The sequence below is a fragment of the Dyella caseinilytica genome (assembly GCF_016865235.1).
Lineage (GTDB): Bacteria > Pseudomonadota > Gammaproteobacteria > Xanthomonadales > Rhodanobacteraceae > Dyella_B > Dyella_B caseinilytica.
This window is the reverse complement of record NZ_CP064030.1, coordinates 2,858,573-2,872,562: the sequence shown is the minus strand read 5'-3', so window position 1 is coordinate 2,872,562 and position 13,990 is coordinate 2,858,573. Positions and strand designations below refer to the sequence as shown.

13 protein-coding genes and 1 tRNA gene are annotated in these 13,990 nt (G+C 59.6%); 6 read left to right on the top strand and 8 right to left on the bottom strand.

What is annotated here, in order from left to right; genetic code table 11:
• Positions 1-7 precede the first annotated feature (7 nt).
• From ISN74_RS12385 to murJ, 3 genes are all read left to right on the top strand, one after another.
• On the top strand, positions 8-316 hold the full coding sequence (locus ISN74_RS12385) for a hypothetical protein (protein WP_188801056.1): 309 nt from the start codon (positions 8-10) through the stop codon (positions 314-316).
• A 79-nt stretch (positions 317-395) separates the two neighbouring features.
• On the top strand, positions 396-1,151 hold the full coding sequence (locus ISN74_RS12380) for a Bax inhibitor-1/YccA family protein (RefSeq protein ID WP_188801054.1): 756 nt from the start codon (positions 396-398) through the stop codon (positions 1,149-1,151).
• 88 nt (positions 1,152-1,239) lie between these two features.
• Complete coding sequence (gene murJ, locus ISN74_RS12375; RefSeq protein ID WP_188801052.1) at positions 1,240-2,820, top strand: murein biosynthesis integral membrane protein MurJ; 1,581 nt, start codon at positions 1,240-1,242, stop codon at positions 2,818-2,820.
• Positions 2,821-2,968: 148 nt separating this feature from the next.
• Here murJ and poxB read toward each other — a convergent pair whose 3' ends face one another.
• The 6 genes from poxB to amaB form a co-directional block, all read right to left on the bottom strand.
• Entirely contained in the window at positions 2,969-4,699 is a 1,731-nt protein-coding gene (poxB, locus tag ISN74_RS12370) for a ubiquinone-dependent pyruvate dehydrogenase (RefSeq protein WP_188801050.1), read from the bottom strand.
• A gap of 109 nt (positions 4,700-4,808) precedes the next feature.
• Entirely contained in the window at positions 4,809-5,837 is a 1,029-nt protein-coding gene (murB, locus tag ISN74_RS12365) for a UDP-N-acetylmuramate dehydrogenase (RefSeq protein WP_188801223.1), read from the bottom strand.
• Positions 5,838-5,847: 10 nt separating this feature from the next.
• Positions 5,848-6,885, bottom strand: a complete 1,038-nt coding sequence (locus ISN74_RS12360) for a quinone-dependent dihydroorotate dehydrogenase (protein WP_188801048.1) — start codon at positions 6,883-6,885, stop codon at positions 5,848-5,850.
• Positions 6,886-6,890: 5 nt separating this feature from the next.
• The gene (locus tag ISN74_RS12355) at positions 6,891-7,658 is read right to left on the bottom strand and encodes a class I SAM-dependent methyltransferase (protein ID WP_188801047.1); all 768 of its coding nucleotides are present in this window, start codon (positions 7,656-7,658) and stop codon (positions 6,891-6,893) included.
• A gap of 7 nt (positions 7,659-7,665) precedes the next feature.
• On the bottom strand, positions 7,666-8,439 hold the full coding sequence (locus ISN74_RS12350) for an SDR family NAD(P)-dependent oxidoreductase (protein WP_188801044.1): 774 nt from the start codon (positions 8,437-8,439) through the stop codon (positions 7,666-7,668).
• Positions 8,440-8,634: 195 nt separating this feature from the next.
• Positions 8,635-10,170, bottom strand: coding sequence for an L-piperidine-6-carboxylate dehydrogenase (gene amaB / locus ISN74_RS12345; RefSeq protein WP_188801043.1), 1,536 nt, complete (start codon positions 10,168-10,170; stop codon positions 8,635-8,637).
• A 147-nt stretch (positions 10,171-10,317) separates the two neighbouring features.
• On the opposite strand from amaB, the gene ISN74_RS12340 reads away from it, so the two are divergent.
• Positions 10,318-10,394 (top strand) — tRNA-Arg (locus ISN74_RS12340).
• 112 nt (positions 10,395-10,506) lie between these two features.
• On the opposite strand, the gene ISN74_RS12335 is transcribed toward ISN74_RS12340, so the two are convergent.
• A complete protein-coding gene (locus tag ISN74_RS12335) occupies positions 10,507-11,424 on the bottom strand; it encodes a LysR family transcriptional regulator (RefSeq protein WP_188801040.1) in 918 nt (305 codons plus the stop codon).
• Positions 11,425-11,592: 168 nt separating this feature from the next.
• On the opposite strand from ISN74_RS12335, the gene ISN74_RS12330 reads away from it, so the two are divergent.
• Positions 11,593-12,582: a zinc-dependent alcohol dehydrogenase family protein gene (locus ISN74_RS12330; RefSeq protein ID WP_188801038.1), complete on the top strand. Its 990-nt coding sequence runs from the start codon at positions 11,593-11,595 to the stop codon at positions 12,580-12,582.
• 418 nt (positions 12,583-13,000) lie between these two features.
• Complete coding sequence (locus tag ISN74_RS12325; protein WP_188801036.1) at positions 13,001-13,345, top strand: hypothetical protein; 345 nt, start codon at positions 13,001-13,003, stop codon at positions 13,343-13,345.
• Positions 13,346-13,434: 89 nt separating this feature from the next.
• Here ISN74_RS12325 and ISN74_RS12320 read toward each other — a convergent pair whose 3' ends face one another.
• Positions 13,435-13,689, bottom strand: a complete 255-nt coding sequence (locus tag ISN74_RS12320; RefSeq protein WP_188801034.1) for a GlsB/YeaQ/YmgE family stress response membrane protein — start codon at positions 13,687-13,689, stop codon at positions 13,435-13,437.
• Between the last annotated feature and the right edge of the window lie 301 nt (positions 13,690-13,990).

The window sequence follows — 13,990 nt, the reverse complement described above, 5'->3', positions numbered from 1 at the left end:
CCTCTTCATGTTGCCAATTATTCTGTACGCATTGGGCGGCTTGCTGTTGCTCGGAGCGCTCGTTGCCGCGTTGACCGGGGTGATGGTGGCGTTGTTGCCGCAACTGCTGTTCGGTGGCCTGCTTTTGGTGGTGGGGCTGGCGATTGAACGCTGGCGCTACAAGCCCTTGCTGCGTACCGGGCCGGATCCGCGTTGGAAGGACACGGGGGAGCGTTTTGTCGACCCCGGCAGTGGGCAGCTGACGGCGGTGTATTTCGATCCGCTGCGTGGTGAGCGCCACTACATCGTGATCGACGATCAGGTCAGGCCGCGTTAACGAACCGCTATCGGTCTATTGGGTAGGATCGTTGCTTCGATCCATGCGTATTTGAACCACCACAAGGAAAGGAATAACCATGCCATCAGGTAATCCGGTATTGCGCGCAAAAGCGTTCCAGGGACTGCCCGTCACGGGCGAACGCATGACCATGAACGGCACGATCGTGCGCACGGCCCTGTTGCTGGTGCTTGCGGTGATCACGGGAGGTTGGACCTGGCAGCGCTTTGCGGACATCGCCGCAGGCGGCGATATGTCGGCAGCTCTTGCCGCCATCAGTCCCTTCATGTGGGGCGGTTTGCTGGTTGGCTTTGTGCTGGCGCTGGTGACCAGCTTCGCGCAACGCTGGTCGGGCATCACCGCGCCGCTTTATGCCATTGCCGAAGGCTTCGCGCTCGGTGGCATTTCAGCAGTGATGAATCTGCGTTTCCCTGGCATCGTGCTGCAGGCTGTGATGCTCACGGTGGGTGTGCTGGCAGTGATGCTGATGGCATACCGTTCCGGCTGGATCAAGGTGACTGACAAGTTCCGCATGGGTGTGGTCGCCGCAACTGGCGGCATTGCGCTGCTGTACATCGTGGATATCGCGCTGCGCGCCTTCACCCATATCCAGATTCCTTTCATCCATGAAACCGGCGCCATGGGCATCGGCTTCAGCCTGCTGGTGGTCGGCCTTGCCGCGCTGAACCTCGTGCTGGATTTCGACATGATCGACCGCGCCGCCGCGCAAGGTGCACCCAAGTACATGGAGTGGTACGGGGCGTTTGCGTTGATGGTCACCCTGGTCTGGCTGTACATGGAATTGCTGCGCCTGCTGTCCAAGGCTCGCCGCTAAGTGGTTTTTCCCCTCTCCCCAAAAGGGGAGAGGGGCAATACGCAGGCAAAATGCTACCCTTGCCGTTTTTCCGGCGCATAGAGCAGGTATGACGAAAGAGGCAGGCCGCGGACATGCCTTGCTGGTAGGCGCGGGTATCCTTTGCAGCCGCCTGTTCGGCCTGGCCCGGCAACGGGTGTTTTCGCATTATTTCGGTCTTTCCGATGCGGCGGATATCTTCAGCGCCGCACTACGCGTGCCGAACTTCCTGCAGAACCTGTTCGGGGAAGGCGTGCTTTCGGCCTCCTTTATCCCGGTGTATGCCCGGTTGCTGGCCCAGCACAAGCAGGAAGAAGCGGATCGCCTGGCGGGCGCTATTGCTGCTGCTCTGGCGCTGATCATCTCCGTGATCGTGGCGCTGGGTGTGCTGGCGACGCCCTATTTGCTATGGCTGATCGCACCAGGCTATACCGGCGAGAAGCGCGAACTGACGATTCTGATCGTGCGGATTCTATTTCCGGGCACCGGCATCCTGGTGTGGTCGGCGTGGTGTCTCGGAATACTCAACAGCCATCATAAGTTCTTCCTTTCCTATGCAGCGCCAGTGGTCTGGAATCTCTCCATGATCCTGACCATGCTGTTCTTTCGTCACCTGGATGCCAATCATCTGATCGTGTATCTGGCGTGGGGTACGGTGCTGGGTTGCCTGTTGCAGTTCCTGGTACAGCTGGGGCCGGTATTGAAGCTGGCGCCGAACATGCGGCTGAAGCTTGATCTGCGCAGCATGCACGTACGGCAGGTAGGTGGCAGTTTTCTTGGCGTGGCGATTGGGCGTGGTGTCGTACAGATCAGCGCGTTTGTCGATCAGGCCATTTCCACTTTGTTGGGCAGCGGCGCGATTGCCGGCATGACCACCGCATCATCGATCAACCTGCTGCCGGTTAGCCTGTTTGGCATGGCGATTTCCGCATCGGAATTGCCCACGCTATCGCGCATGGTTGGCGAAGACGTCGATGAAGACGTCGCCGCAAAGCTGTCCACACGATTGAACAACGGTCTGGAACGCATTGCGTTCTTTATCGTGCCCTCGTCGATGGCGTTCTTTGCACTCGGTAACGTGGTGGTGGCGGCGCTGTATCAGTCCGGCGCATTTACCAGCAAGGATTCGTATTATGTATGGGCAATCCTGGCCGGCTCCGGCGTGGGTTTGCTGGCATCGACCTTTGGTCGGCTTTACGCCTCGACCTATTACGCCATGCGCGATACGCGCACGCCGCTGCGCTTCGCCATCGTCCGTTTGTTTTTTACCGCGGTGCTCGGTTTGGCTAGCGCTTTGCTGTTGCCTGGAATGCTGGGCATTTCGCCGCAGTGGGGTGCGGTGGGGCTTACTGCTTCGGCAGGTGTGGCGGGCTGGATCGAGTTCCATCTGCTGCGCCAAAAATTGAACAAACGTATCGGCGTCACCGGCGTGTCGGCAGTGATGATGATGAAGTTGTGGGGAGCTGCGGGTTTTGCCGCGCTGGCAGCTTGCGTGGTCGAGCATTATTTGCCGCTACGTGGACCGATCGTTACGGCGATGTTTGTGCTGTCAACCTATGGCATCGCTTATTTCGGGATGACCTATGCGCTGCGCATCAAGGTTTGTGTGGACGTGCTGGGGAAATTTTTGCGACGCGTTGGCATCGGCTGATCGGTGAGTGATCACGTAGTTTGGCTGGCGCAGCCTACGTAGCCACCACGCCGTCATTCCGGCGAAGGCCGGAATCCATGGTCAGTGCGAAGCGTGGATTCCGGCCTTCGCCGGAATGACGGTGCGACAAGATGAGAGGTTATGTGGTTCAACGCCGCAAATTGCTCCGCGCCAATTCAACCAACTCATCGCCACGCCCATTCATCACTGTGCGAAGCGCCCACAGGCTGAAGCCTTTCATCTGCTCCAGCTGGATCTTCGGCGGCATGGACAGCTCCTGTCGGTTGGTTACGACGTCAACCAATGCGGGCCCATTGTGCGCAAAGGCTTCGCGCACCGCTTTCTCCAGATCAGCCGGATCTTCCACGCGTACGCCATAGATACCTGACGCGCGGGCAACCGCCGAGAAATCGGGGTTGTCCAGCGTGACACCGGTTGGCAGGAATCCGGATGCCTTCATCTCCAGCTCCACAAAGCCAAGCGTGCCGTTATTGAACACCACGATTTTCACCGGCAACTGATGCTGCACCAGGGTCAGCAGGTCACCCATCAGCATGGCAAAGCCGCCATCGCCGGACAGGCTGACAATTTGCCGGCCGGGATACGCGGTCTGTGCACCGATGGCTTGCGGCATGGCATTGGCCATTGAGCCGTGGACGAAGGAGCCAAGCAGGCGTCGCTTGCCGTTCATATGCAGATAGCGTGCAGCCCAGATGGTGGGTGTACCGACGTCGCAGGTGAATACGGCATCCTCGCTGGCGACATCGCTGACCACTTTGGCCACGTATTGTGGATGGATCGGCTTGCTGCCCGCTTTGCCGACGGCGAGATCGTTGAGTCCTTCGCGCGCCTTGCTGTAGCGCTCCAGACTGCTCTTCAAATGCTTGTCGTCGCTAGCCGCCTTCAAGCGCGGCAGCAGTGCATGGAGTGTGGCGCCGACGTCCCCGACCAAGCCAAGGTCGAGGCGACAGCGGCGTCCGAGGTTTTCCGCGCGCAGGTCGATCTGGCAGATCTTTGCGTCGTCGGGGAAGAACTGGCGATAGGGGAAATCGGTGCCGAGCAACAATAGCGTGTCGCAATTCATCATGGCTTCGTAGCCGGAGCTGAAACCGATCAAACCGGTCATGCCGACGTCGTAAGGGTTATCCCATTCAACATGTTCCTTACCACCGAGCGCATGCACAACCGGTGCCTTGAGCGTTTCGGCCAGTTTGATCACTTCATCGTGCGCACCGGCGCAACCACGTCCGCAGAACAGCGTGACCTTGCGACCGCTGCCGAGCAGGGCGGCTAATTGGTCGAGTTGTGCATCCGCCGGCACGACTTTCGGTGCTTGGGGTAGCAAGCTGATGGTCGATGCTACCGGACCGCTAGACTCGGACAGCGCAACGTCGCCAGGAATGACCAGCACGGAAACACCGCGCTGCCCGACCGCCGTGCGAATGGCAATTTCTACGGCACGGTGGATCTGCGAAGGGCTGCTCACCAGTTCGCAATAGTGGCTGCATTCCTGAAACAGGTTCTGCGGATGCGTTTCCTGGAAATAGCCGCTACCGATTTCGGAGGAGGGAATATGAGCCGCAATGGCCAGCACCGGTGTGCGCGAACGGTGGGCGTCGTAGAGACCATTGATCAAATGCAGGTTGCCTGGTCCACACGACCCGGCACAAACAGCCAGTTGACCCGTAAGCTGCGCTTCTGCTCCGGCGGCAAAAGCAGCGGCTTCTTCATGTCGGTAATGGATCCATTCCATATCCTTGCGTTGCCGCAGCGACTCGGTAATGCCATTGAGGCTGTCGCCGACCAAACCGTGTATGCGCTTCACACCGGCTTGAGCAAGGGTTTCAACCAGGACATCGGCGACATTATGGATGCTCATGACGCAATACCTTCCGTGACCAGGGTAGAACCCTGATCTTGGCAAAGCATGGCTTTGAATTCCGTAAAGGCAACAACGGCCCCGATCAAGAGGGTAGCCGTTGATGGGGTTAGCGAGGGCCGATCACCATCGGCTCCGGCTCCAACCGCACACCGAAGCGCGCCTGCACACCGTCGATCACGCGCTGTGCGAAAGTCCACAGTTCCTGGCCGGTAGCTTTGCCGTGATTGACCAGCACCAGGGCATGCCGATTGGAAATGCCGGCATCGCCGTCTCGCTCACCTTTGAACCCCGCGGCTTCGATCAGCCATGCTGCGGAAAGCTTCCAGCGCGCATCGTTGCCCGGCCAGGCGACTAATCCCGCATGTTCACGCTTCAGTGCTTCGCCTTGCGGTGCATCGACGATGGGGTTTTTGAAGAAGCTGCCCGCGTTGCCGATCACGGCAGGATCAGGCAACTTCTTTGTACGCAAATGGACCACCGCTTCGGCGACATGAAACGGTGCGGGTCTGTCGACGCCCATGCGCTCGAGCTCTTCGCGAATGCCTGCATAGTCCAGCCGCAAAGCATGTTGTCGGGGCAGGGCGAAGCGCACCGCGGTCACGATGAAACGATCCGGTACGTGCTTGAACAGTGAATCGCGATAGGCGAAGGCACAGGCCTTGCGATCCAGTGTCACCACGCGCCGTTCCATCCGATCCCAGGCTTCCACGCTTTCGATAAATTCAGCCACTTCCGTGCCGTAGGCGCCAATGTTCTGGATCGGCGCGGCACCCACCGTGCCGGGAATCAGAATCAGGTTTTCCAGGCCGGCAAAACCCTGGCCCAGCGTCCAGCGCACGAAGTCATCCCAGCGTTCGCCAGCGGCAACGGCAATGCGCGCGATATCGCCATCCTGCTCGACGTGCACGCCGCGTGTTTCCATCGCCAGCACGGTGCCATCGACGTCGCCGGTTAGCAGAATGTTGCTGCCTTCGCCCAATACCAGCAGGCGGCTGTTGCGAATGGCCGGAAAATCGAGCAGTTCCGGCAGTTTGGTGGCATCGCGTATTTCCGCCAGCAGTTTGGCGCGCACATTGACGCGGAAGGTGTTGCGCGTAGTCAGTGATGCGTTTTCGATCAGCGTGTAACCGCCCATGTCGATGCGTTCAACGACCATCGTGGTCGTCCTTCTGGCGATGGATTTCGTTGACGCATTCGGCAACCAGTGCAGGGCCGCGGTAGATAAGGCCGGAATAGATCTGCACCAGCGAAGCGCCGGCGTCGAGCTTTTCCACCGCATCTTGTCCTTCAAAAATACCGCCGACACCAACGATGCCGATGCGATCACCCAGGCGGCGGCGCATGCCACGCACCACGTCGGTTGAGCGGGCGAACAAGGGTCTGCCGGACAAGCCACCGGTTTCGTTGCCGTGCGGATCGTTGGCTACGGCGGCGCGATCGATGGTGGTGTTGGTGCAAATCACACCGTCGATATGCGTGGCAAGCAACACATCGGCAATGCTGTCCAGTTCGGCTTCGCTTAGATCCGGCGCAATCTTCAACAGCATCGGCTTGCGCGCACCTTGCTGCGAACCGAGCCGTTCCTGCGCCTCGCGCAGCGTTTCGATAAAGCGTCGCAGTGTCGTTTCTTCCTGCAGATCACGCAGGCCTTTGGTATTGGGCGAAGAGATATTGACGGTGATGTAGCTGGCGTGTGCGTACACACGTTCCAGGCAGAACAGGTAGTCGTCGACGGCCTTGTCGTTCGGCGTGTCCTTGTTCTTGCCGATATTGATGCCGAGCACGCCGCGATAACTGGATTTCTGCACATTGCGTACGAGCGCATCCACGCCCTCGTTGTTGAAACCCATGCGGTTGATGATGGCTTCGTGCTGCGGCAGGCGGAACAGGCGGGGGCGATCGTTGCCGATCTGCGGGCGTGGCGTGACCGTGCCCACTTCGATAAAGCCGAAGCCAAGCGAACCTAGCGCATCCAGGTGCGAAGCGTTCTTGTCCAGGCCGGCGGCAAGGCCGACCGGATTCGGGAAGCGTATACCGAAGGCTTCCACGGGCAGGTCTTGCGGTGGTGTGGCGACGAAGCGTCCAAGGTCGCTGCGATGGGCCACGTCCAGGCCATAAAGCGTCAGGCCGTGCGCGGTCTCGGCATCCAGTTTGAACAGCAGCGGGCGAATCCAGGCGTACATAGTTTTTAAGGAACCTCGCCCACATAGACGCGGGTATCGTAATCAAAGCTGATCTTGCCATGTTCCTGGCAGTCGTCGAACAGTTTGCGCAGTGCGTCGATCATCGGAGCGTGATTCGGATGGCCTTCTTTCGGTGCATAGGACGACGACATCAGGCGGCCACGCAGCGCCTCAAAGTCCAGCAACTGGCAATGATCGAACTGCGCTGTTGCTCGCCAGCCGGTGCCGAACCACTCGCGCATGCGCGGCTCATCCGCGTAGCGCTCTGCTACGCTGGTGTAGTCGGTGCCGTAGGTTTGCAGCAACGCTTCGTAGCCAACCAGGAACGGTGTGCCGGTGAGCCGCCGTGAATTCCAGTAGATGGCGGCTAGGCCACCCTTACGCAGGATGCGGTGAAACTCTTGTCGCGTACTCGCGGGATCGAACCAATGGAAAGCCTGCGCCACGGAAACAAGATCGACGCTTGCGTCGTCCAGTGTGGTGGCATCAGCGCGGCCGTCCACCGCACGAAAGCGCGGATTGCCGCCCAGCCACGTCAGCGCGGCTTCCCGCATCGCGGCATTGGGTTCAACAGCCGTAACGGGATGTCCGCCATCGAGAAACATCTTGCTGGAAATGCCGGTGCCGGCACCCACATCGGCCACACGCCAGTCCGGCGTGACGCCTTGGGCATCGCGCAGCCAGTCGAACAGGGCAACAGGGTAGGTGGGGCGATAGCGGACATAGTCCGCAACGCGATTGCTGAAGCGTTCGGTGCTGTGCAGGTTACTCATGGCTTTCTCACGTCAACTGTTGGCCGCCGTCGACACACAGAATCTGTCCGGTTATCCAGCCCGCCCATGGCGAGGCGAGGAACAGCGCTACATGCGCGATTTCTTCCGGTGTGCCGTAGCGGCCAAACGGGATTTTCGATAATACGGCCGCATAGCGCGTGGGATCTTCGCGCTTGCAACGGTCCCACATGCCACCTTCGAATTCGATGGAACCTGGTGCAATGGCGTTGACGCGGATGCGTTTCACAGCAAGAGCCAGGGCCTGCGATGTGGTGTAGTGGCAAAGCGCCGCCTTCATGGCACCGTACGAAGGCATATGGGGCCGTGGGTGCATGCCAGCGATGGAACTGGTGTGCAGAATGCTGGGGTGCGAGGATTTTTCCAGATACGGCATGGCGGCGCGTGAAGCACGCACAGCAGCCATCATGTCGATATTGAAAACGGCCGCCCAGTCTTCCTCCGTGTCCTGGAACCCGTATCCGCTGGCGTTGTTGATCAGTACGTCGATGCCACCCAGCGTTTCGGCAGCAGCGTTGATATAGGCATCAATAGCGGATGCATTCCCCAGGTTGCATGACTGCTGATGCACCGGTACGCCGTGTGCAGCGATGGCCTTGGCTGTTTCATCCAGAGCGGCTTGCCCGCGCGCGCAGATCGATACGGCAGCACCGGATGCCGCGAAGGCCAGCGCCATGCTGCGACCAATGCCTTTGCTGCCACCCGCGATGACGATGCGGTAATCGCTGAGATCGAACGGGAAGGGTGTTGGGGTTGAAGGCATGCCACAGTCCTTACTTGGAGGTGTCCCCTCTCCCCTCTTGGGGGAGGGTTAGGGTAAGGGACAATCTTGCAGGAATGCTTATTTCCCGTCTCACGGCGTATCTGCTTAACGCGCCGCGCGAGTGTGGATGTCGGGGCACATGCGACCCTTCACCCCAACCCTCTCCCCAGAGGGGAGAGGGGCTACATCATCGTTTTACAGATCGAACTTGATGCCTTGCGCCAGCGGCAACGCGTTCGAGTAATTGATGGTGTTGGTCTGGCGGCGCATGTAGACCTTCCACGCATCCGAACCGGATTCACGGCCACCGCCGGTTTCTTTCTCGCCGCCGAACGCCCCACCGATCTCCGCACCGGAGGTGCCAATGTTCACGTTGGCGATGCCGCAATCCGAACCCGCCGCCGACAAATACTGCTCGGCCGACTTCAGGTTCTGCGTGAAGATCGACGAAGACAAGCCTTGCGGCACGCTGTTCTGCAGCTCGATGGCTTCATCCAGCGTCTTGAACGGCATCACGTAGAGGATCGGTGCGAAGGTTTCCGTCTGGACCACTTCATCGCTGTTCTTCAGACCCGTGACGATGGTCGGCAGCACAAAGTTACCCTTGCGATCGGTCAGTGCCGCACCGCCGGTGCGCACCGTGCCGCCGCTGGCCTTGGCCTTTTCCACCGCCGCGAGATACGCGCCTACCGCTTCCTTGCTGTTGAGCGGGCCCATCAGCGTGGTGGCGAGGGTCGGGTCACCGATCTTGCCTTCCACCTGCTTGTAGGCGGTGACCAGCTTGTCGGTGACCTCGTTGATGATCGACTCATGCACAAACAGGCGGCGCGTGGTGGTGCAGCGCTGGCCCGCGGTGCCGACTGCGCCAAACACGATGGCGGGAATCGCCAACTTCAGCTCCGCGCTTTCGTCCAGGATAATCGCGTTGTTGCCGCCCAGTTCCAGCAGCGAACGGCCCATGCGCTTGGCGACGCGCTCGCCCACGTGACGGCCCACCTTGGTCGAACCGGTGAAGCTGATCAGCGGAATGCGGTGGTCATCCACGAACACCTGCGACAGCTCGGTGCTGGCATCGTTGAACAGGAAGAACAAGTCCGGGAAGCCAGCGTTCTTCAGCGCTTCGTTGCAGATCTTCATCGTGGCGATCGCCGACAGCGGCGTCTTCGGCGACGGCTTCCAGATGCAGATATCACCGCAGATGGCGGCCAGCATCGCATTCCACGCCCACACAGCCACCGGGAAGTTGAACGCGCTGATGATGCCAACCAGGCCCAGCGGCTGGTATTGCTCATACATGCGGTGGCCCGGGCGCTCCGAATGCATGGTGTAGCCGTAGAGCATGCGGCTCTGGCCCACGGCGAAATCGGCGATGTCGATCATCTCCTGCACTTCGCCGTCACCTTCGGGCTTGATCTTGCCCATTTCCAGCGCGACCAACGAACCCAGCGCGTCCTTGTGCTTGCGCAACGCTTCGCCGCAAAGGCGCACAGCTTCGCCGCGCTGCGGAGCGGGAGTGGTGCGCCACACTTTGAAAGCTTCCTGGGCGCGTTTGACGATGATTTCGTAATCGGCGGCGCTGGACGCATGCACAGTACCGATCACCTCGCCCGTAGCCGGGTTCACCGGCTGCAGGGTGCCCGCGTTGGTGGTTTTTGACCACTCGCCGTTGCCGAGATAGGTGCCCGACTGCTCGCCGGTAAGGCCGAGCGCCTTGAGGATTTCGTGCGACATGCGTACTCCTGAGTCGTGGCGCCGGCTGGCGCCTTGAATGGGGAAATTCCTATTCTAACAGGGGGCGCAGGGAGGGTCCGATTTGGCCAGATCGCGCTCGCCGCCGATCCATGCCAAAATCGCCGCCCGTCAGGCACACCAAGCCATGCCCCCGTAGCTCAGTTGGATAGAGCGTCCCCCTCCTAAGGGGAAGGTCGTACGTTCGAATCGTATCGGGGGCACCATTCCATCTTTGTCGAGCTTCTGCGTATTTGCCCGGAAGCGCCTGCGTACGAACGGTTTGCGCGGACATCAAGCGCGCCTAAAGGATGAGTGAGCCCGTGACGATGCGTCGGCTTAAATGGGGTGCAACATCGCGCCGCGCTTCCTCTCCACGAGTCGAGCGACCCAGTCGATGAACACTCTTACCTGAGGCGCCAGGTACTGACGGTTCGGATACATGATCGACAGCGGCCATAGGTCGTCGCACACCGACGGAAGTACATGAATCAATCGTCCATTCGCGAGATGCTCACTCACCAGAAGCTCCGGCACCTGGATCAGTCCCATGCCCTCCAAGGCACAGGCCACAAGCGCCTCGGCGTCGTTGACCATCATGGTGCTAGGAACGGCTAGTTCGTGCTTTTCTCCATGCTTTGGCATGTGCCACTGGATAGCCCGATGGCCACGTCCAGAGAAGTAGTTCACGGCCTTGTGGCGTGCGAGCTCTTCCAGTCGCCGAGGCGTACCGTGAGCGCTCAGATAGTTCGGCGAGGCGCAGATAACCATCGTGATGGTGGCTAACTGACGAGCGATCATGCTGGTAACAGGCAGCGCGCCGATGCGAAGCACGCAGTCAATCGCGTCCGCGACTAAATCAACCGGCTGGTCGCTGACGCCCAGGATGATCTCGATATCTGGATACGCAGCGGAAAATTCCGGCAGTGCGGGGATTAGCAGCGGCTTGGCGACCGCCACGGGAACGTCAACGCGAAGTCGGCCAGCCGGATGCTCTTCGCTTCCGCCAAACAGATTCCGTATGGCGGCGGCATCGCTAAGAAGCCCGGTGGCGCGCTCGTAAAGGGATTCGCCTTCACCTGTCAGGCTGACTCGGCGGGTTGTGCGATGGAGCAGGCGTGCGCCCAGGCTCGCTTCCAACTCGCTGATCGCCTTGGTTATGCCTGGCCGCGCCATCCGCAACATGTCAGATGCGCGCGAGAAGTTCCGGGTCTCGGCGACCGTGACGAAAATCCGCAGCTGCCTGATGAGATCCATGAATCAGGATAGTTATCTAAATAGATAACAATCAAGTACCTACTATTGCTCTTTTGCTACGGGAGCCGGGGGCTTAACTTTCTGCGGGTGCGGACAGCCTTGCCAATGCGCATCGCCGCAATCCCGTGCCCTGAATAGCCAACTATCCCATTCGAGGAGTCTCCCCCCATGTCCCGTGTCATCCGATTTCATGCATACGGCGATGCGAACGTTCTGCGCATCGAGGACATCGACATCCCGCCGCCGGCTTCCAACGAGGTGCAGATCGCCGTTCGTGCGATCGGCCTCAATCGCGCCGAGAGCATGTTTCGCAGTGGTACTTATCTTCAGGAGGCAGTCTTTCCGTCCTCATTGGGTTACGAGGCCGCTGGCGTCGTTCGAGCGCTGGGTGCGGATGTCGGTGCGTTTGCCGTCGGTGATGCGGTCAGCGTTATTCCGACGCTTGATATGTCGTGTTGGCCGACCTATGGCGAGGTCATCAATATTCCGGTCAGGTACGTCGTGAAACATCCGACCAACTTGTCCTTCGAGGCAGCAGCGGCCAGCTGGATGCAATACATCACGGCCTGGGGTGCATTGATCGAGCAGGCGGGCTTGCATGCCGGAGACACGTTGATCGTCTCCGCCGCATCGAGCAGTGTGGGCATCGCTGCCTTCCAGGTCGCGCGTAGCGTGGGAGCTACCGTGATTGCGACAACTCGCACCAGTGACAAGGCACAAGCACTACGTGATGCAGGTGCACATCATGTGATTGCCACTGCCGAAGAAGATCTGGTTGCCCGCGTCCGTGAGATCACCGGCGGCCAAGGGGCGCGGGTTGTGTTCGATCCCATTGGGGGACCTGCGATCGCCACGCTCACCGAGTGCATGGCGGTCGGTGGAATCTTGCTTGAGTACGGCGCGCTAAGTTCCGAGACAGGTCCCTTTCCGCAATTTGCCGTGCTCGGTAAGAGCCTGACTATCCGGGGCTACCTCTATACAGAAGTAGTGGCCGACGATGCTGCCCTTGAGCGAGCCAAGGCATTCATTACCGATGGCCTGCAATCAGGTGTGCTCGCTCCGCTGATTTCCCGAACCTTCCGATTCGACGAGATCCAAGACGCAACGCGGTTCCTGGAATCGAACCAGCAGATAGGTAAGGTCGTGGTTACCGTCTGATGCCAGCCCGGTGAGGCGGTCCCCGCGCGTAAGCACGCGGTGGGGCCTTGGTGGCTCGGGCTAGAAAGGCCTGGGAATAGCCGCAGTGCACAAAATTTCAATCGTCCACCGGACCGGTTAAGTCAGCCGAATGAAAGACGCGGCGGCTTTACGACAGGCCATGTACACAAAGGTATGCATTGGCTGAATCGAACCGGTTCCAGTTAAGACGCTTGTCAACGCAGGCCACATCCGCTCGTTCATGGCGATTGCGGGAGGCAAGGGGGCACGCGATGGAGCAGGACGCTGGAGGAGACACCATCGGCTAGACAACACAGAAGATCCGATGACCCCACTCGACGCATCCATGCCGCTTTCTCCGGCAACGGTGAGGCGGCAGATTCCAAAACGTAACGTCCGCTAATTCAAGGAATTTGCCATGAATGCAAAGTCGAAACTTACCCTCATGGGCCTGATCATCGGTGCAGCGATGGTCTCGGGCCAGGTGATGGCGCAGACGCAGTCTGATGTTCCGGGGCATCCGCGCGTCAATGAGGTCAACAACCGTCTGAACAACCAGCAGAACCGCATCAACAACGGTTTGAAGAACGGCACCATGAGCGCCAAGCAAGCCGATCATGACGAGACCCGCGATGCCAACATCGCCCGTCGTGAAAGCGTGGATGAAGCCAAGCACGACGGTCATCTGACTAAGCAGGAACAGCACAACCTCAACAAGTCCGAGAATCGCAACAGTCGCGATATCTACAAGCAGAAGCACTGATCTGCGGTTTCCGGTTAACGTGAGCCTCGAACCTCCCGTGCATGCACGGGAGGTTTTTTTGCATGTGAAGCGTCGGTTTTTGGTGTGGCTCAGGCGCGTTTGACGAGTCGTACCACGAACAACAGGATCACCGCGCCCACCGTGGCCGTGATGATGGAAGCGATCCAGCCGCCGCCCAGACTGATGCCCAGCAGACCGGCCAGCCAACCGCCCACAAAGGCGCCAACGATGCCGACCAGGATATCGACCAACAAACCAAACCCGCCGCCCTTGATGAATTGACCGGCCAGCCAGCCGGCGATGGCGCCAATGATCAGCCAAGCGATAATGCCGTGAGATGCCATGGATAGTGCTCCGGAAGAGTTTGGAGAATGGAAACTTCGCTCAAAAAAAAGCCAGGCATGTCTCTGAAGAAGCCATGCCTGGCGTACCCCACACTTACAAAGGAAAGTACTTGGCGGCCCGGATCCAAAGGGGGAGGAGAATCCATGCAAAACCGCTGTGTGTATCACCGCAGGCTCACGTTACATGCGGGAACTGATGACACGTATGTCATGGCAGTCATACCTGCTGCCGTCACATTCGTGCTCAGTGGCGACAGTGTGAAAGCTTGCTCCGGGTAGCCGAATCAGAAAATTCCGAATT

Bases quoted from the DNA above. Each gene is read 5' to 3' on its own strand.
- ISN74_RS12385 (WP_188801056.1), top strand. From the start codon at position 8: ATGTTGCCAATTATTCTGTACGCATTGGGCGGCTTGCTGTTGCTCGGA.
- ISN74_RS12380 (WP_188801054.1), top strand. From the start codon at position 396: ATGCCATCAGGTAATCCGGTATTGCGCGCAAAAGCGTTCCAGGGACTG.
- murJ (WP_188801052.1), top strand. From the start codon at position 1,240: ATGACGAAAGAGGCAGGCCGCGGACATGCCTTGCTGGTAGGCGCGGGT.
- poxB (WP_188801050.1), bottom strand. From the start codon at position 4,699: ATGAGCATCCATAATGTCGCCGATGTCCTGGTTGAAACCCTTGCTCAA.
- murB (WP_188801223.1), bottom strand. From the start codon at position 5,837: ATGGGCGGTTACACGCTGATCGAAAACGCATCACTGACTACGCGCAAC.
- ISN74_RS12360 (WP_188801048.1), bottom strand. From the start codon at position 6,885: ATGTACGCCTGGATTCGCCCGCTGCTGTTCAAACTGGATGCCGAGACC.
- ISN74_RS12355 (WP_188801047.1), bottom strand. From the start codon at position 7,658: ATGAGTAACCTGCACAGCACCGAACGCTTCAGCAATCGCGTTGCGGAC.
- ISN74_RS12350 (WP_188801044.1), bottom strand. From the start codon at position 8,439: ATGCCTTCAACCCCAACACCCTTCCCGTTCGATCTCAGCGATTACCGC.
- amaB (WP_188801043.1), bottom strand. From the start codon at position 10,170: ATGTCGCACGAAATCCTCAAGGCGCTCGGCCTTACCGGCGAGCAGTCG.
- ISN74_RS12335 (WP_188801040.1), bottom strand. From the start codon at position 11,424: ATGGATCTCATCAGGCAGCTGCGGATTTTCGTCACGGTCGCCGAGACC.
- ISN74_RS12330 (WP_188801038.1), top strand. From the start codon at position 11,593: ATGTCCCGTGTCATCCGATTTCATGCATACGGCGATGCGAACGTTCTG.
- ISN74_RS12325 (WP_188801036.1), top strand. From the start codon at position 13,001: ATGAATGCAAAGTCGAAACTTACCCTCATGGGCCTGATCATCGGTGCA.
- ISN74_RS12320 (WP_188801034.1), bottom strand. From the start codon at position 13,689: ATGGCATCTCACGGCATTATCGCTTGGCTGATCATTGGCGCCATCGCC.